At 74.2% G+C, this 18,183-nt stretch carries 13 protein-coding genes; 5 read left to right on the top strand and 8 right to left on the bottom strand.

Annotation, left to right across the window (positions count from 1 at the left end):
• Position 1: 1 nt before the first annotated feature.
• Positions 2-1,153 carry a glutamine-hydrolyzing carbamoyl-phosphate synthase small subunit gene (gene carA, locus MUB56_RS15000; RefSeq protein WP_244927825.1) on the bottom strand — a complete coding sequence of 384 codons (1,152 nt, stop codon included), beginning with the start codon at positions 1,151-1,153 and terminating at the stop codon, positions 2-4.
• 94 nt (positions 1,154-1,247) lie between these two features.
• On the opposite strand from carA, the gene MUB56_RS14995 reads away from it, so the two are divergent.
• Positions 1,248-3,839, top strand: coding sequence for a LuxR family transcriptional regulator (locus MUB56_RS14995; protein WP_244927824.1), 2,592 nt, complete (start codon positions 1,248-1,250; stop codon positions 3,837-3,839).
• Between the two features lie 73 nt (positions 3,840-3,912).
• On the opposite strand, the gene MUB56_RS14990 is transcribed toward MUB56_RS14995, so the two are convergent.
• From MUB56_RS14990 to hrpB, 3 genes are read right to left on the bottom strand one after another with little or no spacing between them, the layout of a single operon-like run.
• Positions 3,913-4,101 (bottom strand): YbdD/YjiX family protein, encoded by a 189-nt coding sequence (locus tag MUB56_RS14990; RefSeq protein ID WP_244927823.1) that lies wholly within the window; start codon positions 4,099-4,101, stop codon positions 3,913-3,915.
• Positions 4,098-6,296 (bottom strand): carbon starvation CstA family protein, encoded by a 2,199-nt coding sequence (locus MUB56_RS14985; RefSeq protein ID WP_244927822.1) that lies wholly within the window; start codon positions 6,294-6,296, stop codon positions 4,098-4,100. Before MUB56_RS14985 ends, MUB56_RS14990 begins: the two co-directional genes overlap by 4 nt.
• A gap of 31 nt (positions 6,297-6,327) precedes the next feature.
• Positions 6,328-8,835 (bottom strand): ATP-dependent helicase HrpB, encoded by a 2,508-nt coding sequence (gene hrpB / locus MUB56_RS14980; protein ID WP_244927821.1) that lies wholly within the window; start codon positions 8,833-8,835, stop codon positions 6,328-6,330.
• 150 nt (positions 8,836-8,985) lie between these two features.
• Between hrpB and MUB56_RS14975 the strand changes: the two genes are divergently transcribed.
• Positions 8,986-9,825 (top strand): methyltransferase domain-containing protein, encoded by an 840-nt coding sequence (locus tag MUB56_RS14975; RefSeq protein WP_244927820.1) that lies wholly within the window; start codon positions 8,986-8,988, stop codon positions 9,823-9,825.
• Positions 9,826-10,033: 208 nt separating this feature from the next.
• The gene (locus MUB56_RS14970) at positions 10,034-12,727 is read left to right on the top strand and encodes a glycoside hydrolase family 3 C-terminal domain-containing protein (RefSeq protein ID WP_244927819.1); all 2,694 of its coding nucleotides are present in this window, start codon (positions 10,034-10,036) and stop codon (positions 12,725-12,727) included.
• Positions 12,728-12,774: 47 nt separating this feature from the next.
• On the opposite strand, the gene MUB56_RS14965 is transcribed toward MUB56_RS14970, so the two are convergent.
• From MUB56_RS14965 to MUB56_RS14950, 4 genes are all read right to left on the bottom strand, one after another.
• Complete coding sequence (locus tag MUB56_RS14965) at positions 12,775-14,079, bottom strand: dihydroorotase (RefSeq protein ID WP_244927818.1); 1,305 nt, start codon at positions 14,077-14,079, stop codon at positions 12,775-12,777.
• The gene (locus tag MUB56_RS14960; protein WP_244927817.1) at positions 14,076-15,026 is read right to left on the bottom strand and encodes an aspartate carbamoyltransferase catalytic subunit; all 951 of its coding nucleotides are present in this window, start codon (positions 15,024-15,026) and stop codon (positions 14,076-14,078) included. Before MUB56_RS14960 ends, MUB56_RS14965 begins: the two co-directional genes overlap by 4 nt.
• The gene (gene pyrR / locus MUB56_RS14955; RefSeq protein ID WP_280637288.1) at positions 15,023-15,607 is read right to left on the bottom strand and encodes a bifunctional pyr operon transcriptional regulator/uracil phosphoribosyltransferase PyrR; all 585 of its coding nucleotides are present in this window, start codon (positions 15,605-15,607) and stop codon (positions 15,023-15,025) included. Before pyrR ends, MUB56_RS14960 begins: the two co-directional genes overlap by 4 nt.
• A gap of 68 nt (positions 15,608-15,675) precedes the next feature.
• Positions 15,676-16,017, bottom strand: a complete 342-nt coding sequence (locus tag MUB56_RS14950; protein WP_244927816.1) for a hypothetical protein — start codon at positions 16,015-16,017, stop codon at positions 15,676-15,678.
• 385 nt (positions 16,018-16,402) lie between these two features.
• On the opposite strand from MUB56_RS14950, the gene MUB56_RS14945 reads away from it, so the two are divergent.
• Positions 16,403-17,134, top strand: a complete 732-nt coding sequence (locus MUB56_RS14945; protein ID WP_244927815.1) for a dienelactone hydrolase family protein — start codon at positions 16,403-16,405, stop codon at positions 17,132-17,134.
• Positions 17,127-18,143 carry an LLM class flavin-dependent oxidoreductase gene (locus MUB56_RS14940; RefSeq protein ID WP_244927814.1) on the top strand — a complete coding sequence of 339 codons (1,017 nt, stop codon included), beginning with the start codon at positions 17,127-17,129 and terminating at the stop codon, positions 18,141-18,143. The genes MUB56_RS14945 and MUB56_RS14940 overlap by 8 nt, the downstream gene beginning before the upstream one ends.
• Positions 18,144-18,183 lie beyond the last annotated feature (40 nt).

The raw sequence follows: 18,183 nt of genomic DNA, 5'->3' as shown, positions 1-18,183 counted from the left end.
CTCAGGCCTCGCTTCCGGTGGTCGAGCCCGGTCGGGACTCCATGAGTTGGACGAACCGGTCGAAGAGGTACGCCGCGTCGTGCGGGCCGGCGGCGGCCTCGGGGTGGTACTGGACGGAGAAGCTCTTCAGGGCGCCGGCCTCGTCACGCAGCTCGAGGCCCTCGACGACGTCGTCGTTGAGGCAGACGTGGCTGACGCTCGCGACGCCGTACGGCGTGGTCGTCTCGCCGGTCAGCGGTGCGTCGACGGCGAACCCGTGGTTGTGGGCGGTCACCTCGACCTTGCCGGTGGTGCGGTCCATCACGGGCTGGTTGATGCCGCGGTGGCCGTACTTCAGCTTGTAGGTGCCGAAGCCCAGCGCGCGCCCGAACAGCTGGTTGCCGAAGCAGATGCCGAAGTAGGGCAGGTCCTGGGCGAGCGCGCCCTGGAGCACCTCGATCTGCTGGGTGGTCGCGGCGGGATCGCCGGGGCCGTTGGAGTAGAAGAGCCCGTCGGGCTGCACGGCGAGGACGTCGGCGAGGGTCGAGCCGGCCGGCAGCACGTGCACCTCGATGCCGCGCTCGGCCATCCGGTAGGGCGTCATGGTCTTGATGCCGAGGTCGAGGGCGGCGACGGTGAGCTTCTTCTCACCCTGCGCCGCGACGACGTACGCCTCCTTCGTGCTGACCTCGGTGGCGAGCTCGGAGCCGCTCATCTCGGTCGAGGCCCGGACCCGCGCCAGCAGGGCCGCCGGGTCGGTCTCGACCGAGGAGATGCCGACCCGCATCGCACCGCGCTCGCGCAGGTGGCGGGTGAGCGCGCGGGTGTCGATGCCGGAGATGCCGACGACACCCTGGTCGCGCAGCTCGTCGTCCAGCGAGCGCCGCGAGCGCCAGTTGGACGGGCGGCGGGCGGGGTCGCGGACGACGTACCCGGCCACCCAGATCCGCGAGGACTCGGTGTCCTCGTCGTTGACGCCGGTGTTGCCGATGTGCGGGGCCGTCATCACGACGACCTGACGGTGGTACGACGGATCGGTGAGCGTCTCCTGGTAGCCGGACATGCCGGTGTTGAAGACCGCCTCGCCGAACGTCTCGCCGGGGGCGCCGTACGCCTCGCCGGTGAAGGTGCGACCGTCCTCGAGGACCAGGATCGCGGGGGCATGCAACGGCACGCCGACCTCCTTCTCCGCCTCTCAGGACGGATCGTTAAAGGATGTTCGAACAGGGCTGACCCTATCAGCGGCGGGTCGGACCTACGATCAGCCCATGCTGTCCCGGACGGCGGTGCTGGAGCGCGACGACGAGCTCGCGGCACTGGCCCGCGCCGCGCGGCTGGCCGCGGGCGGCGCGGGCTCGGTGGTGCTGGTCTCCGGCGAGGCCGGGATCGGCAAGTCCAGCCTGGTCGGTGCGCTGCACGACGCACTCCCGGACGCCCGACTGCTGACCGGTCGCTGCGACGACCTGGCCACTCCCCGGGTGCTCGGCCCACTGCGGGACCTGTCCGGAACGGTGGGCGCCGACCTGGCCCGGGCGCTGCGGTCGCCGGGCGAGCGCGACGCGCTCTTCACCGCGCTGCACGAGGAGCTCGACTGGGCCGGGCACGCGACGGTGCTGACGGTCGAGGACGTGCACTGGGCGGACGAGGCGACCCTCGACCTGCTCCGGTGGCTGGCCCGGCGGGTGTCCGACCTGCCCGCGGTGCTGGTGCTGACCTACCGCGACGACGAGCTCGACCGGGCCCACCCGCTGCGCCGGCTGCTCGCGGCCATCGCGACCGCCCGGTCGGTCGTCCGGCTCCCCCTCGGTCCGCTCTCGTCCGACGCGGTACGCACCCTGGCCGGCCCCGGGTGGGCCGACACGGTGCTCGCGGCCACCGGCGGGAACCCGTTCCTGGTCCACGAGCTGCTGGCGTCGCCGGACGCCGTACCGTCGAGCGTCGTCGACCTGGTGCTGGCCCGGCTGCACCGGCTCGACCCGGACTCGCGCGACGCGGTCGAGCGGCTCAGCGTGATCACCTCGACCGCCGACCGGCCGCTGGTGGACGCGCTGGTCCCGGGCGGGCTCGCCGCGCTGGCGGGCGCCGAGGAGCACGGGCTGCTCCTCGTCGAGCCGCGGCAGGTCGGCTTCCGCCACGAGCTGACCCGGCGCGCCGTCGTCGACGCGCTGCCCGCCGCCCGTCGTACGACGCTGAACGCGGCCGCGCTCGCCGTCCTGGAGGCCCGGCCCGACCACGACCCGGCCCAGCTGGTGCACCACGCGATCGAGGCCGGGGACGCCGTCGCGGTGGTACGGCACGGCCCGGCGGCCGCGACCGCCGCGGCGACCGGCCGGGCGCACCGCCAGGCGGCCGACCACCTGCGAGCGGTCCTGGCGCACCGTGACGAGCTCGCTCCCCCCGAGCTGGCCGACCTCCTCGAGGCGTCGGCCCGGGCCTGCTACACCGTCGGCGACCGGGAGCGCAGCGCGCTCGCCGACCAGGACGAGGCGGTCCGGATCCGGCGCGACCTCGGCGACCCGGTCGCCCTCGGCGCCTCGCTGCGGTCGCTGTCGCGGATCGCCTGGTGGGTCGGCGACCGGCGGCGGGCCGAGACTGCGGCGGTCGAGGCGGTCTCCGTCCTGGGTGGCACCGAGGACCGTCGGGAGCTGGCGCTCGCGCTGAGCAACGTCTCCCAGCTGGCGATGCTGGCCGAGCGGATGACGGAGGCACGGGAGACCGCCGAGCACGCGATCGCGCTGGCCCGCGAGGTCGACGACCGGGCGGTGCTCTCCCACGCGCTCAACAACCTCGGCACCGCCCAGTGGGCGCAGGGCGACCCCACGGGGCGCGAGCTGGTCGAGGAGTCCCGCGACGTCGCACTCGAGGCGGGCCTGTCCGAGCACGCGAGCCGGGCCTGGTGCAACGTCGTGTGGCAGCTGCTCGTGCACCTGCGCCCCGACGAGGCGGGCGAGGAGCTGGTCGCGGGGATCGAGCACGCCGAGGCCGACGAGCAGGTCGTCTTCTGGAAGTACCTCACCGTGGAGCGCGGGCTGGTCGCGCTCGCCGGCGCCCGCTGGGCAACGGCCGTCGCCGACGCGGAGGTCGGCCTGGACGCCACCAGCCCGATCCGCTGCACCGCCCTGTTCGTGCTCGGCCGGGTGGCGCTGCGCACCGGGGAGCCGGCCGACGAGCTGGTCGAGGAGTGCTGGCGGCTGGGCCGCGAGCTCGACGAGCTGCAGCGGACCGCTCCGGCCGCGGCGCTGGCCTGCGAGGCCGCCTGGCTGCGTCGCGACGACGAGCAGGTCCGCCGCATCGGCCGCGAGGTGTACGCCGAGGCCTGCCGGGTCGGCTCGCTCCCCTGGCGGGTCGAGCTCGCGCACTGGCTGCGGCTCGCCGGCGACCCGGTCGACCCGGCGGACCTCGCGGGAAGCACCCACCCGCACGCGCTGTCGGCCCGCGGCGACTGGCGCGGCGCGGCGGACGCCTGGGCCGCGGCCGGCTACCCGTACGAGGCGGCCGCGGCACTCACCTGCAGCGACGACGACACCGTGGTGCTCAGCGGGCTCGCGGGCCTGGACGCGCTCGGCGGGGTCCGGCTCGCGGACCGGGTCCGCGAGGACCTGCGCCGCCGGGGCGCCGTCCGGGTTCCGCGTGGGCCGACCTCCACGACCCGGGTCAACGTCGCCGGGCTGACCGCTCGGCAGGTCGACGTCCTCGCGCTGCTCGCCGAGGGCCTGCCCAACGCCGCGATCGCCGAGCGGCTGGTGCTCTCGGTGCGCACCGTCGACCACCACGTGGGCGCCCTGATGGCCAAGCTCGGCGCGGGCTCACGGCACGAGGCGGTCGAGCGGGCCACGGAGCTGGGCTGGTCGGCGGGGTAGGGAGCAATGCCGAGTCAGCACCAGTGGTGCTGACTCGGCCCACTACTTCTGCTGACTCGGCGGGGAAATGGGGTCAGCAGCACCGGCCCTGCGTCGAGCGCTCCCGGTGCTCGTCGCGGTGCCGCTCGAACGCCCGCCGGCTCATCGGCTCGGTGCCGTCGCGCTCGCACCGCTCCAGGTAGGCGTCCCACTTGGCCTCGCCGCTGAGCTCGCGGAGGTACCAGCGGACGCCGGCCAGCACGCCAGGCCGGCCCGCGGTCATCGCCGCCCCCCGATCTTCTCGCGGCGTTCGGCCTCCCAGGCCGACACGGCGGCCTTCTCCTCGCGGGTGGCGATGAACCCGGCCGGCGCCACGAGGTGCGAGGGCTGTGCCGGGACCTCGGTGGTCGGCAGCGAGCCGGCCTTGACGGCCCGCACCCAGATCAGCGCCGCGTTGGCGACGATCACCAGGACCAGTACGGCGAAGGCGGCCTGCAGCACGCCGTTGACGGTGGAGTTGAAGACGACCGTGTCCATCTGCGCGGCATCGGTTGCCGGCGCGAGGACCTCACCGGCGTCGCGCGCCTCGCGGTAGCGGTCGGCCTGGGCGAAGTAGCCGATCGCCGGGTTGGACGAGAAGACCTTCTCGTAGCTCGCGGTCATCGTGGTGATCAGGTCCCAGACCAGGGGCACGGCCGGCACCCAGACCCACCGCAGCCACCCGTGCTTGAGGAACACGGTCACGCAGAGGGTCAGCGCGATCGCCGCCAGCAGCTGGTTGGCGATGCCGAACAGCGGGAAGAGCTGGTTGATGCCGCCGAGCGGATCGGTCACGCCGACGTACAGCATGTAGCCCCAGCAGGCGACGACCACCGCGGAGGCACTCCAGGAGGCCGGCTTCCACGAGGTGTCGGCGTACCGATTCCAGACGTTCCCGACGGTGTCCTGCAGCATGAAGCGGCCGACCCGGGTGCCGGCATCGACCGCGGTCAGGATGAACAGCGCCTCGAACATGATCGCGAAGTGGTACCAGAACGCCGCCAGGCCGCCGCCGAAGGCGTCGCTGAAGATCGTCGAGATGCCGAGCGCGAGGGTCGGTGCGCCGCCGGTGCGCGAGACCAGCTCCTCCTCGACGGAGGCGGCAGCCGCGTTGAGCTGGTCGGGCGTCAGGGTGAAGCCGAGGCCGTTGACGAACGACACCGCCCCCTCGACGGTGCCGCCGGTGGCGCCCGCGGGGGCGTTCATCGCGAAGTAGAGGCCCTGGTCGATGACCGAGGCGGCGATCAGCGCCGAGATGGCGACGAAGGACTCCATCAGCATGCCGCCGTAGCCGATCATCCGGACGTGGCTCTCCTTGGCCACCATCTTCGGCGTGGTGCCGGAGGCGATCAGCGCGTGGAAGCCGGAGAGCGCGCCGCAGGCGATGGTGATGAAGAGGAACGGGAAGAGCTTGCCGGCGAACACCGGCCCGTTGCCCTCGGTGGCGAAGGACGTGACCGCCTCGTTCTGCAGGACCGGGGTGGCCAGCACCAGCCCGACGGCGAGCAGCACGATCACGCCGATCTTCATGAACGTCGACAGGTAGTCGCGCGGCGTCAGCAGCATCCAGACCGGCAGGATCGAGGCGACGAAGCCGTAGACCACCAGGCAGAGGGTCAGCGTCTCCTTCGACAGCGTCAGCGCGCCGTCCAGCCCCCAGGCCTCGACGTACCCGCCGCCGACGATGGCCAGCAGCAGCATCACGACGCCGATCGCGGTGACCTCCAGGACCCGGCCGGGACGCCAGAACCGCAGGTAGAAGCCCATGAACAAGGCGATCGGGATGGTCAGCCCGATCGAGAACACGCCCCAGGGCGACTCGGCGAGCGCGTTCACGACCACCAGCGAGAGCACCGCGAGGATGATGATCATGATGGCGAACACAGCGATCAGCGCCGCGGTGCCGCCGACGACCCCGATCTCCTCGCGGATCATCTGGCCCAGGCTCTTGCCGTCGCGCCGCAGCGAGAGGAAGAGCACGACCATGTCCTGCACAGCGCCGGCGAAGATGACGCCCACGATGATCCACAGGGTGCCGGGCAGGTATCCCATCTGCGCCGCGAGCACCGGGCCGACCAGCGGGCCCGCGCCCGCGATGGCCGCGAAGTGGTGGCCGAAGAGCACCCTCCGGTCGGTGACCTCGAAGTCGGTGCCGTTCTCCAGGCGTTCGGCCGGCGTGGCCCGGCGGTCGTCGAGGTGGAGCACCCGGCGGGCGATGAAGCGGGAGTAGAAGCGGTAGGCGATGAGGTACGACGAGAGCGCCGCGAACAGGATCCACAGTGCGGAGACGTCCTCGCCGCGGCTGAGGGCCAGCACCGCCCAGCAGACGGCGCCGACGACGGCGACCAGCGCCCACAGGGCGATCGTCCGGGGTGGCATCCGGTCGGAATCGGGGCCGGCCGGAGCGGGTTCCTCCGGTGGTCGGGTGGTGGTGGTCATGCGGGGCCTCCAAGCCGAGATGTGAGCGCCGTCACCTCCTTATACCCCGTGTGGGCGGCGCTGACCACGGGTCCTCGGGCCAGGCGTGCTTGGGGTAGCGCCCGCGCAGCTCGGCGCGCACCTGCGGGTAGCCGTTCGCCCAGAACGACGCCAGGTCGGCCGTCACGGCGACCGGCCGGCGCGCGGGCGAGAGCAGGTGCAGCAGGACCGGCACCCGCCCGTCGGCCAGCCGCGGCGTCGCCGCCCAGCCGAAGGTCTCCTGCAGGCGTACGGCGAGCACCGGCTGCTCGCCGTCGTACTCCACCCGGACGGCGGAGCCGCTCGGCACCGCCAGCCGCTCCGGGGCGAGCTCGTCGAGCCGGCCCGCCTCGGGCCACGGGAGCAGCCGCCGCAGCGCGGTGAGCACGTCGACCCGGGCCAGGTCGCGGGTCGCGCGGATCCGGGCCAGCTCGGGGCCGAGCCAGGTCTCGACGCTCGCCGCCAGGGCGTCGTCGGAGACCTCGGGCCAGGGCTCCCCCAGGGTCCGGTGCAGGAAGGCCAGCCGCCGGCGGAGCGCCTGCGCGGACTCGGTCCAGGGCAGCACGGCGAGCCCCTCCTGCCGCAGCCCCTCCCGCACGGCGGCGCCCACTCGCTCGGCGGGCGGGGGCGCGAGGGTCACCGACGCGAGCTCGATCGCGCCCAGGCGGGTGACCCGGCGGGCCACGACCCGGCCGGCGGCCCAGCCGACCTCGTCGTCCTCGGCCCAGCGGGCTGCGGCGGCCTCGAGCGCCAGGTCCTCGTCGATCGGGGCGGCGGACCGGATCGTCGCGTCCCGCTGGCCGGGTCGCCGGTCGACGTCGGCGACGGCCAGCCAGTCCACCCCGGCCAGGCCGGACTCGCCGCGCGGCAGCACGGCGCCCGTGCCGCCGACCATCAGGTACGACGCGCCGCCGGGCCGGCGGCGGGCCACCCGGTCCGGGTGCGCCAGCGCCACCACCGCGCCGACCGCGAGGTCGTCGGTCAGCCGGTCGCTCGGCTCGGCCCGCTCCGAGAGGTGCGTCCTCAGCTGGTCGACCGTCGTCCGCCAGGCGGGCGTCCCGGGACCACCGCGGCGCAGCGACCGGAGCGCGGCGACCAGGTCCCCGCCGGGTGCGCGGACATCCTCGGCGAGCAGCGCCACCACCTCGGCGGCCCGGCGGGCGCCGACGATCGCCGCGCCGTCGAGCAGGGCGCGGGCCAGCCGGGGGTCGGCCGGCACCCGCGCGATCGCCCGGCCGCGCTCGGTCACCGCGCCGTCCGGGCCGACCGCACCGAGGTCGGCCAGGGTCGCGTGCGCGACCGCGAGCGCCGCCGCGGGCGGCGGGTCGAGGAGCGCGAGCCCGGTGCCGCCCGGGCTCCCCCACACGGCCAGCTCCAGCGCGAAGCCGGTCAGGTCGGCCACCGCGATCTCGGGCTCGGGGTGGGCGGCGAGGTGGGCGTGCTCGGCCTCGGTCCAGCAGCGGTACGCCGTGCCCGGGCCCTCCCGGCCGGCGCGTCCGGCCCGCTGCTCGGCGGCCGCCCGGCTGACCGGAACCGTGATCAGTCCGGCCAGCCCACGCCGGTGGTCGGTGCGCGGCTGCCGGACCAGGCCCGCGTCGACGACGCTGCGCACCCCCGGCACGGTCAGCGACGACTCCGCCACCGCGGTCGAGACGACGACCCGGCGGCGCTCGCCCGGGGTCAGCGCCAGGTCCTGCTGGGCGGCCGGGAGCCGGCCGTGCAGCGCCCGGACGTCTGCATCGACACCACCCAGCCGGCGGACGACGCCGTCGACCTCGGCCACCCCGGGCAGGAAGACCAGCACGTCACCGGTGCGCTCGGCCAGCGCACGGCGGACCGTCGCGGCCACGTGGTCGAGGAAGGCGGGGGTGATCCCGCGGTCGTCGGAGCGTCGTACCCCCGGCGGCGGAGCCGCCCAGACCTGCTCGACCGGGTGCAGCGTGCCGGGCACCTCGATGACCGGCACCGGGGTCTCGCCGAGCAGCGCGGCGGTGCGGCCGGCCTCGACGGTCGCCGACATCGCGACCAGGCGCAGGTCGTCGCGGAGGTTCGCCCGCACGTCGACCAGCAGCGCCAGCAGCAGGTCGGCGTCGAGCGCCCGCTCGTGCACCTCGTCGAGCACCACGGCGGCGACGCCCGGCAGGTCCGGGTCGCGCTGCAGCCGCCGGAGCAGCACACCGGTGGTCACCATCTCGACGCGCGTCTGCGGCCCCGAGCGTCGGTCGCCGCGGACGGCGTACCCGACCGTCTGGCCGACCGGCTCGCCCAGCAGGTGCGCCAGCCGGCGGGCCGCGGCGCGCGCGGCGATCCGGCGCGGCTGGGTGACCACGACGCGCCCCGACCCGGCCGGGCCGAGCGTCGCGACGGCGGGCGGGACCAGGGTGGTCTTGCCGGTGCCCGGTGGCGCCTGGACCACGACCGCGCCCCGGTCGCGCAGCCCGGCGAGCAGGGCGTCCAGGCCCGCCGCCACCGGCAGGTCGGGCGGCGCCGCGAGCAGGCGCTGGATCGGGTCGGCGGGCACGGACCCAGTGTCTCCAACGGTGACCCGGGGGGCTGATCTGGGCGGCTGATCTGGGCAGTGCTGCGCACCGAGATGGGCAACGACTGCGGATCCGGCCACCCCGTGCGGGCGCCTAGAAACGGAGGCACCAACCGACGAAGGAGAACCAGCATGACCAGCCCGACCAGTACCGCCACCGACCTCGCCGCCGATCAGGCCCTGAAGGCCAAGCACCGCGCCATGTGGGCGCTGGGCGACTACCCGGCCGTCGCGACCGAGGTGATCGCCGACCTCGGACCGACCCTCGTCGAGGCCTGCCGGATCGGCCCCGGCGACCGGGTGCTCGACGTCGCCGCCGGGTCCGGCAACGTCGCCGTACCCGCCGCCGCGACCGGCGCGCGGGTGATCGCCTCCGACCTGACCCCCGAGCTGTTCGACGTCGGCCGTCGGCTCGCCGCCGAGGCGGGTGTCGAGGTCGAGTGGGCCGAGGGCGACGCCGAGGCGCTGCCGTACGCCGACCGCACCTTCGACGTCGTCGCCTCGTGCGTCGGCGTGATGTTCGCGCCGCACCACCAGGCCGCCGCCGACGAGCTCGTCCGGGTCTGCCGCCCGGGGGGCCGGATCGGGCTGGTCGCATGGACCCCGGAGGGCTTCATCGGGCAGATGTTCGCCACCATGAAGCCGTACGTCGCTCCCCCGCCGGCCGGCGTCCAGCCACCGCCGCTGTGGGGCTCCGAGGACCACGTCCGCGGGCTGCTGGGCGACCGGGTCGTGGACGTGGTCGCCGAGCGGCGGCTGCTGCCGGTGACGCGGTTCGCGACCGGCGCGGAGTTCCGCGACTTCTTCAAGGCCCGCTACGGGCCGACGATCGCTGCGTACCGCCAGATCGCCGATGAGCCCGACCGGGTGGCCGAGCTCGACGCGGCACTGGCCGCGCTGCCGGACCGGTTCGGCGGGGTGCGGGAGATGGGCTGGGAGTACCTGCTGCTCACGGCTCGCACCGCGGGCTGAAAGTCCCCCGGTGGGGGGAGCCACGGCGGGCGATCCGGATCTACGGTGAAGGGTCGTCCGCCACTCGGTGCGGGCGAGAAGGGAGTCCCGAGCGCGAGCAGCCACAGACCCCGCAGGGAGCTCCGCCGAGCTCGATCGCACGACGCCGCGTCCTCCCGGCCGCGTGGGCGCAACGCCCCGGACTCGATCGATCGGATCGAGGGTTCTCATGCAGAACAGCAGGCAGCTCATCGCAGTGATGGCCGGCGCGCTCGTGCTGGCCGCCGTCCCCGGACCGGCGCTCGGCGAGCCCCCGGGAGGTGACGACGTCCGCGACCGTTTCACCGGTCAGCGCAGCCCCGTCCCCCGCGTCCCCGCCCGACCGGACGGCCAGGCCTACCGCGCGTCGGGAACCGACTGGGACCGCAGCGCCGCGGTCGAGCGGCGGGTGAACACCCTGCTCGACCAGATGACCGACGCGGAGAAGGCCGACCTCGCCACCGGCGAGCTCAACAACAACTTCGGCTTCTACAACAACCCGATCCCGCGGCTGGGGATCCCGGCCCAGACGATGGCCGACGGACCCGTCGGGGTCCGGGTCGCCGACCCCGGCGTCGACAAGCGCACGACCCAGCTGCCGGCGGGCAGCGCCCTGGCGGCGACGTACGACGACCGCCTCGCACAGCGCTACGGCCGACTGATCGGCGTCGAGGCCCTGCACACCGGGCACAACGTCTCGCTCGCCCCCTCGGCGGACATCGCCCGGACGCCCCTGTGGGGCCGCGCCTTCGAGGGCTTCGGCGAGGACCCGCTCCTGGTCGGGCGGCTGGCCGGCGAGGTCGTGCGCGGGATCCAGGCGAGCCCCGTGCTGGCGACCGCCAAGCACCCGTTCGCGTACAACCAGGAGACCGACCGCTTCAACGTGGACGTCCAGGTGGCGGAGCGTGCGCTCCAGGAGGTGTACCTCCGGCCGTTCGGCATTCTGCAGCGGCTGGGCCGCCCCGGCTCGATGATGTGCTCGTTCAACCGACTGGGCGGCACCTACGCGTGCGAGAACGCGGCCCTGACGACCCTGCTGAAGGACCAGCTGCGCTTCCGCGGCTTCGTGATGAGCGACTACAACGCGACGCCGAGCACGGTCCAGGCGGCCAACGCCGGCCTCGACCAGGAGCAACCGGGCGACCAGGGTCCCGGCTCGGCCAACTTCGGTCAGCGGCTGCTCGACGCCGTCGCCGCCGGCCAGGTGAGCCGCGCGCGGCTCACCGACATGGCGCGCCGCATCCTGCGCCCGATGGTCGGCCTCGGCCTCTTCGACCGACACCCCGACAACGCCGGGTTCGCGACGGCCAGGCACCGGGCGCTGGCCCGTCGGGTGGCGGCCCGCGGCATGGTGCTCCTGCAGAACCGCCGCGACGCCCTTCCGCTGACCGGCCGGGCCCGCTCGATCGCCGTACTCGGACCCGACGCCGACAACACCTCCGCCCAGGGCGGCGGGTCGTCGGCGGTCACGGTGCCCACCGCGTCGGTCAGCCCGCTCGCCGGCATCCGGGACCGTGCGGGCTCCCGAGCCCGGGTCCGCTACCAGCCCGGCACGGACGGCATCAACGAGGGCGACATGCTGCCGGGACCGGCGCCGCTGCCGGCCTCGATGCTCGCGCCCGCCGCCGGCAGCACCGCCGAGGGGCTCCAGGCCCGCTACTGGTCCAACCTGGATCGCTCGGGCACGCCGGCCCGCTCGGTGGTCGACCCCAACGTGAACGTCAACTTCGGGTTCCAGACGTTCCCGGGCTTCAACGTCGCCTCACCCAAGATCCCGACCCCCGTCGGCCAGTTCGCGCTGTTCGGCGACCTGTCGGCCGAGTGGACCGGCGTGATGACCGCTCCCGGCACCGGCACCATCGGGCTCGGGCTCACGGCTCGCGGCGACGCGAGGCTGTACGTCGACGGAGCCCTCGTCGTCGAGCACACCGGCGCCCTGTCGTCCACGAGCGCTCCGCTCGACCTCGTCGCCGGCCGCACCTACGACATCCGGGTGGAGTACGCCGCCCCCGCCAAGAACAGCTACCAGGGCGGTCAGATCCGGTTGTTCTGGACCCACCCCGACAGCATGCTCGCGCCGAAGATGGCGCAGGCGGTGCGGACGGCCGACCGGGCCCGGGTCGCCGTGGTCGTCGTCCGCGACTACGAGACCGAGGGGTACGACCGGCCGCACCTGCGGCTGCCCAAGGAGCAGGACCTGCTCATCCGCACGGTGGCCGCGGTGAACCCGCGCACCGTCGTGGTCGTCGAGACGGGCGCGGCGACGGTGGTGCGACCGTGGCGACGCCAGGTCGAGGGCATCGTCCAGGCCTGGTACCCGGGCCAGGAACAGGGCCGGGCGATCGCCGACGTCCTGTGGGGCGACGTGAACCCGTCGGGACACCTGCCCGCGACGGTCCCCCGGCGCGAGTCCCAGGTCCCCGGCACGCCGGAGGGCGTGGCGTCGTACACCGAGGGCGTGAACGTCGGGTACCGCGGCTACCTCGCCACGGGCGAGCGTCCGGAGTTCCCGTTCGGGCACGGCCTGTCCTACACCCGGTTCCGCTACGACGATCTGCGGGTGCGCGCGGCGGCCAACGGTCGTGGCGCCGTCGCTCGGTTCCGGGTCACCAACGTGGGTGACCGGACCGGAACGGCCGTGCCGCAGGTCTACGTGGGTCGGTTGCCGACCCCGGTGACGACCCCGCGGCGCCAGCTCGCCGGCTACGACACCGTCCGGCTGGCCCCCGGACGCAGCCGGACCGTGAAGGTGCGGATCGGCCGGGAGTCGGTGTCCTCCTGGGATGCCGCCGCCGACGCCTGGGTCACCCCGCGCGGCCGCGTGCGGGTCTTCGTCGGGAAGGACGTGACCGCCACGCTGAGCCGACCGGTGCGGATCGGCTGATCCGCACCGCCCGACGGTCTGGGCCCGCTCCTCGAGGAGGAGCGGGATCAGACCAGCTTGCCGTCGAGGACCGTCGGCGTACCCCGCAGGAAGGTCGCGACGACCCGGCCCGGCAGCTCCATGCCGCGGTACGGCGTGTTGCGGCTCAGGCTCGCCGACTCGGTCGGGTCGATCGTGCGGCGGGCGGCCGGGTCGTAGAGCACCACGTTGGCGGGCTCGCCGACCGCGATCGGCCGCCCGTGGTCGGCGACCCGCCCGATCCGGGCCGGGGCGTACGACATCCGCTCGGCGACGCCGGCCCAGTCGAGCAGGCCGGGGTCGACCATCGTGGCCTGCACGATCGACAGCGCGGTCTCGAGGCCGAGCATCCCGAACGCGGCGGCCGCCCACTCGCAGTCCTTGTCCTCGTGCGGGTGCGGGGCGTGGTCGGTGGCGACGATGTCGATGGTGCCGTCGGCCAGGCCGGCGCGCAGCGCCTCGACGTCGGCGGCGGTGCGCAGCGGCGGGTTGACCTTGTAGATCGGGTCGTAGGTCGCCGCCAGCTCGTCGGTCAGGATCAGGTGGTGCGGGCACGCCTCGGCGGTGACGTTCCAGCCCTTGCGCTTGGCGTCGCGGACGATCTCGACGGAGCCCGCCGTACTCACGTGGCACACGTGCAGCCGGGAGCCGACGTGGGCCGCGAGCAGGCAGTCGCGGGCGATGATCGCCTCCTCGGCGACGGCCGGCCAGCCGGTCAGCCCGAGCTTGCCCGAGAGCTCGCCCTCGTTCATCTGCGCGCCCTCGGTGAGCCGCGGCTCCTGGGCGTGCTGGGCGATCACGCCGTCGAAGGCCTTGACGTACTCCAGCGCCCGTCGCATCAGCACCGCGTCGCTGACGCACTTGCCGTCGTCGGAGAAGACCCGCACGCGGGCGGCCGAGTCGGCCATCGCGCCGAGCTCGGCGAGCTTCTCGCCCTGCAGCCCCACGGTGACCGCGCCGACCGGGTAGACGTCGCAGTAGCCGGCCTCGCGGCCCAGCCGCCAGACCTGCTCGACGACGCCGGCGGTGTCGGCGACCGGCTCGGTGTTGGCCATCGCGTGCACGGCGGTGAAGCCGCCCATCGCGGCGGCCTGGGTGCCGGTCTCGACGGTCTCGGCGTCCTCGCGGCCCGGCTCGCGCAGGTGGGTGTGCAGGTCGACCAGGCCGGGCAGCGCGACCAGGCCGGTCGCGTCGACGGTCTCGACACGCTCGCTGGCGCTCGCTACTCGACCACCGAGATCTGCTCCGATCTCGGCGACGACGCCGTCCTTCAGCAGCAGGTCGGTCGGCTCGCCGCCGAGGACGGACACGTTCTTGATCAGGTAGGTGCTCACTCTTCTCCTCCGGGCGTTGCGCCGCCCAGCAGCAGGTACAGGACGGCCATCCGGACGGCGACGCCGTTGGTGACCTGCTCGACGATCACCGAGCGGGTGGAGTCGGCCACGTCGGCCGTGATCTCCATGCCCCGGACCATCGGGCCGGGGTGCATCACGATCGTGTGCTCCTGGAGGGTCGCCATCCGGCGCCCGTCCAGGCCGTAGCGGCGGGAGTACTCGCGCGCGGTCGGGAAGTACCCGCCCTGCATCCGCTCCCGCTGGACGCGCAGCATCATCACGGCGTCGACCTTGGGGATCACCGAGTCGAGGTCGTACGACGTCTCGACCGGCCAGGACTCGATCCCCACCGGCATCAGCGTCGGCGGGGCGACCAGGGTGACCTCCGCGCCGAGGGTGTTCAGCAGCAGCGCGTTGGAGCGCGCGACCCGGCTGTGCAGCACGTCGCCGACGATCGCGACCCGGCGGCCCTCGAGCCCGCCGGGCTTGGACCCGCCGAGGTGCCGCCACATCGTGAAGGCGTCCAGCAGCGCCTGGGTGGGGTGCTCGTGGGTGCCGTCGCCGGCGTTGACGACGCTGGAGCGCACCCAGCCGGAGTGGGCCAGCCGGTGCGGGGCGCCGCTGGCGCCGTGGCGTACGACGACCGCGTCCGCGCCCATCGCCTCCAGGGTCAGCGCGGTGTCCTTCAGGCTCTCGCCCTTGGAGATGCTTGAGCCCTTGGCCGCGAAGTTGATGACGTCGGCGCTCAGCCGCTTGGCCGCCGCCTCGAAGGAGATCCGGGTGCGGGTCGAGTCCTCGAAGAACAGGTTGACGACCGTGCGGCCGCGCAGGGCGGGCAGCTTCTTGATCGGCCGGTCGGCGAGCTCGCGCAGCTCGGCCGCGGTCGAGAGGATCAGCTCGGCGTCGTCGCGGGTCAGGTCGCCCGCGCTCAGCAGGTGCCGCTTCACGGGGCCACCACCTCCCCGTAGATCGTGACGGCGTCGGCCTCGTCGATCCCGTCGAGGGTGACCTTGACCCGCTCGACCAGGCTGGTCGGCAGGTTCTTGCCGACGAAGTCGGCCCGGATCGGCAGCTCGCGGTGACCGCGGTCCACCAGGACCGCCAGCCGCACCGCGCGCGGGCGACCGATGTCGTTGAGCGCGTCGAGGGCGGCGCGGATCGTGCGGCCCGAGAAGAGCACGTCGTCGACCAGGACCACCGTCTTGGCGTCGATGCCGCCGGGCGGGAGCTTGGTCGGGAGCAGCGCGCGGGCCGGCTTCATCCGCAGGTCGTCGCGGTACATCGTGACGTCGAGCGAGCCGACGGGGACGTCGTACCCCTCGACCGACGCGATGCGCTCGGCGATCCGCTCGGCCAGGGGCACGCCGCGGCTGGGGATGCCGAGCAGGACGAGGTCCTCGCCGCCCTTGTTGCGCTCGAGGATCTCGTGGGAGATGCGGGTCAGTGCTCGGGTGATGTCACGAGCGTCGAGGACCACGCGGCCGGCGGCCGGTCCCTCGGACTCAGGGGATGCAGGCTGGGCACACACGAGTGTTGCCGGACCTCCTTCTCCGCCTCACAGGACGGCTCGTTAAAGGATGTCGATCGCGGCCGACCCTACCGCACCCGCCAGCCCTCGGGCACGGGTCGACCATCGCGCAGGCAGTCGTCGTCCTCGCCGTTCGTGACCTCCCGCCAACCCCAGCGACCGTCGCAGGAGAACGGCCGGTTGCCCAGCGGGTCCAGAGTCGCGCTGGCCGGGGGCTCCTCGCCCTCGGCGATGCACGCCGACCCGCCCTCGGGGTAGGAGACCGGCACCTCCCCGTCGGAGCACTGCCACTCGTCGATGAGCGGCACCCCCCGGACGAAGCGGACGTAGCCCGCCCACCCGGCGACCGCGGTCAGCAGCAGCGCGGCGAGGATCGAGGTGACGATCAGGGTCTTGGTACGGCGGCTCATGGGCACCACCCTGCTCGATGCCGGTGCTCGCCACATCCGTTCGCGTACTCAGGTCGCCAGGGCCGCAGCAGGGCAGCCACCACCTCGTCGTCCACGTCCAGCGCGTGCAGTCGGAGCGTGCCCCGATCCTGACCCATCGGCCTGATTGGTCGGCACCGGGTGGGGTGGGCGGGCGGCTAGGCGAGCCGGCGGTGAGCTGTCCACCGTTCGCCGACTACGGAGGGTGGCTGACGCACCGCCGGTACGGCGCGCCCGCGCGACACGCCGGGCAGGCGGTGAGCTGTCCACCATCCACCGGCAGCCGACGGTGGATAGCTCACCGCCCGCCTGCGACGCCGAGGCGGCGTCTGCCAGCGCCGACGGGCCGCACGCTGGATACTCAGGCATGGCCCTCGACGACTGGACCCTCGGCAGCCACACGGACGCCGACGCGACCACGCACCCGACGTACCGCCGTGGCACCGGACCGGGCGTGGTGGTGATCCACGAGATCCCCGGGATCACCCCCGACGTCCTCGCGTTCGCCGAGGAGGTGGTCGGGGCGGGGTTCACGGTGGTGCTGCCGCACCTGTTCGGCCGGCCCGGCGCGCCGATGTCGGTGCCGGAGGTGGCGCGGTCGTTCGCGCAGGTGTGCGTGAGCCGCGAGTTCACCAAGCTGGCGACCGGCGAGACGACGCCCGTCGCGGGGTGGCTCCGGAGCCTGGCCCGCTCGCTGCACGAGGAGCTCGGCGGACCCGGGGTGGGGGCGCTCGGCATGTGCTTCACGGGCGGTTTCGCGCTGGCGATGATGGTCGACGACGCGGTGGCCGCGCCGGTGCTCTGCCAGCCGTCCGCGCCGTTCCCGGTCGGTCGGAGACGGGCCGCCGACCTCAACCTCTCCCCCGGCGACCTGGACGTCGTACGACGCCGCGCCGGCACCGGCTGCCAGGTGCTGGGGCTGCAGTTTGCGCAGGATCCCGCGACCGGGACCCGCTTCGACACCCTGGACCGCGAGCTCGGCGCGGCGTTCCTCCGCGTCGACCTGCCCGGCAAGGGGCACTCGACGGTCACCGCGCAACGCAGCGACGAGGCCGTCGCGCGGGTGCTGGGGTTCTTCGAGGAGAAGCTCCGTGGCTGAACCGCGCCCCCTCCGCAGACTCGGCTTCCTCACCATCGGCCTGTTCGATCCCGCCGATCCCGGGCCGGGCCACGAGGCGACGCTGCGGCTGATCGAGCTCGGCGAGGACCTCGGCCTCGACAGCGCGTGGCTGCGGCACCGGCATCTCCAGCACGGCATCTCCTCCCCCGTCGCGGTCCTCGCCGCCGCCAGCCAGCGCACCCGCCGGATCGAGCTCGGCACCGCCGTGACCCCGCTCGGGTGGGAGAACCCGCTCCGGCTCGCCGAGGACCTCGCCACCGTCGACGTACTTTCCGGCGGCCGCCTCAACCCGGGCCTCAGCGTCGGGCCGCCGATGCGGTACGACGACGTCCGGGACGCGCTCTACCCCGGCACCGCCGACGTCGAGGATTTCACCTACGCCCGGGTCGAGCGGCTGCTCGGCTTCCTGCGGGGCGAGCCGGCCAGCCCGTTCGAGGGCCGGGTCGGCATCGAGGAATTCTCCCGCCTCGTGCAGCCGCAGGCTGCCGGTCTCGCGGACCGGGTCTGGTACGGCGCCGCCAGCATCGGCTCGGCGAGGTGGGCCGGCTCGCAGAGGCTGAATCTGCTGACCAGCAGCGTGATGAAGGCGGAGTCCGACGAGACCGACTTCGCCACGATCCAGGCCGCCCAGATCGACGCGTTCCGGGCCGCCCACCCGCTCGGCGACGCGGCCCGGGTCTCCCAGGGACTCGTCGTGATCCCGACCGACTCCGCCACGGCCGACCAGCGGGCGCGCTACACGGCGTACGCCGACTCCCGCCTGGCGCGCACCCGCGAGCCGCAGGGACCGGCCCGGCTGATGTTCGCCCCCGACCTGGTCGGCCCGTCGGACGAGCTCGCCGATCGGCTGCGCGCCCACGCCGGGTTCCAGCGGGTCGACGAGGTGGCCTTCGCGCTGCCGTTCACCTTCGCCCCCGAGGACTACGCCCAGATCCTCACCGACCTGGCCACCCGGCTCGGCCCGGCCCTGGGCTGGACCCCCGCCTGACCCGCCCACGACGCCGAGTCAGCACTACTAGTGCTGACTC

It is taken from the genome of Nocardioides sp. W7 (assembly GCF_022919075.1).
Taxonomy (GTDB): Bacteria; Actinomycetota; Actinomycetes; order Propionibacteriales; family Nocardioidaceae; genus Nocardioides.
The sequence above is the reverse complement of the archived record's forward strand: the minus strand, read 5'-3'. Positions and strand labels throughout refer to the sequence as shown.

Bases quoted from the DNA above. Each gene is read 5' to 3' on its own strand.
- MUB56_RS14985 (WP_244927822.1), bottom strand. From the start codon at position 6,296: ATGACCACCACCACCCGACCACCGGAGGAACCCGCTCCGGCCGGCCCC.
- MUB56_RS14950 (WP_244927816.1), bottom strand. From the start codon at position 16,017: ATGAGCCGCCGTACCAAGACCCTGATCGTCACCTCGATCCTCGCCGCG.
- MUB56_RS14975 (WP_244927820.1), top strand. From the start codon at position 8,986: ATGACCAGCCCGACCAGTACCGCCACCGACCTCGCCGCCGATCAGGCC.
- MUB56_RS14990 (WP_244927823.1), bottom strand. From the start codon at position 4,101: ATGACCGCGGGCCGGCCTGGCGTGCTGGCCGGCGTCCGCTGGTACCTC.
- MUB56_RS14945 (WP_244927815.1), top strand. From the start codon at position 16,403: ATGGCCCTCGACGACTGGACCCTCGGCAGCCACACGGACGCCGACGCG.
- MUB56_RS14970 (WP_244927819.1), top strand. From the start codon at position 10,034: ATGCAGAACAGCAGGCAGCTCATCGCAGTGATGGCCGGCGCGCTCGTG.
- MUB56_RS14995 (WP_244927824.1), top strand. From the start codon at position 1,248: ATGCTGTCCCGGACGGCGGTGCTGGAGCGCGACGACGAGCTCGCGGCA.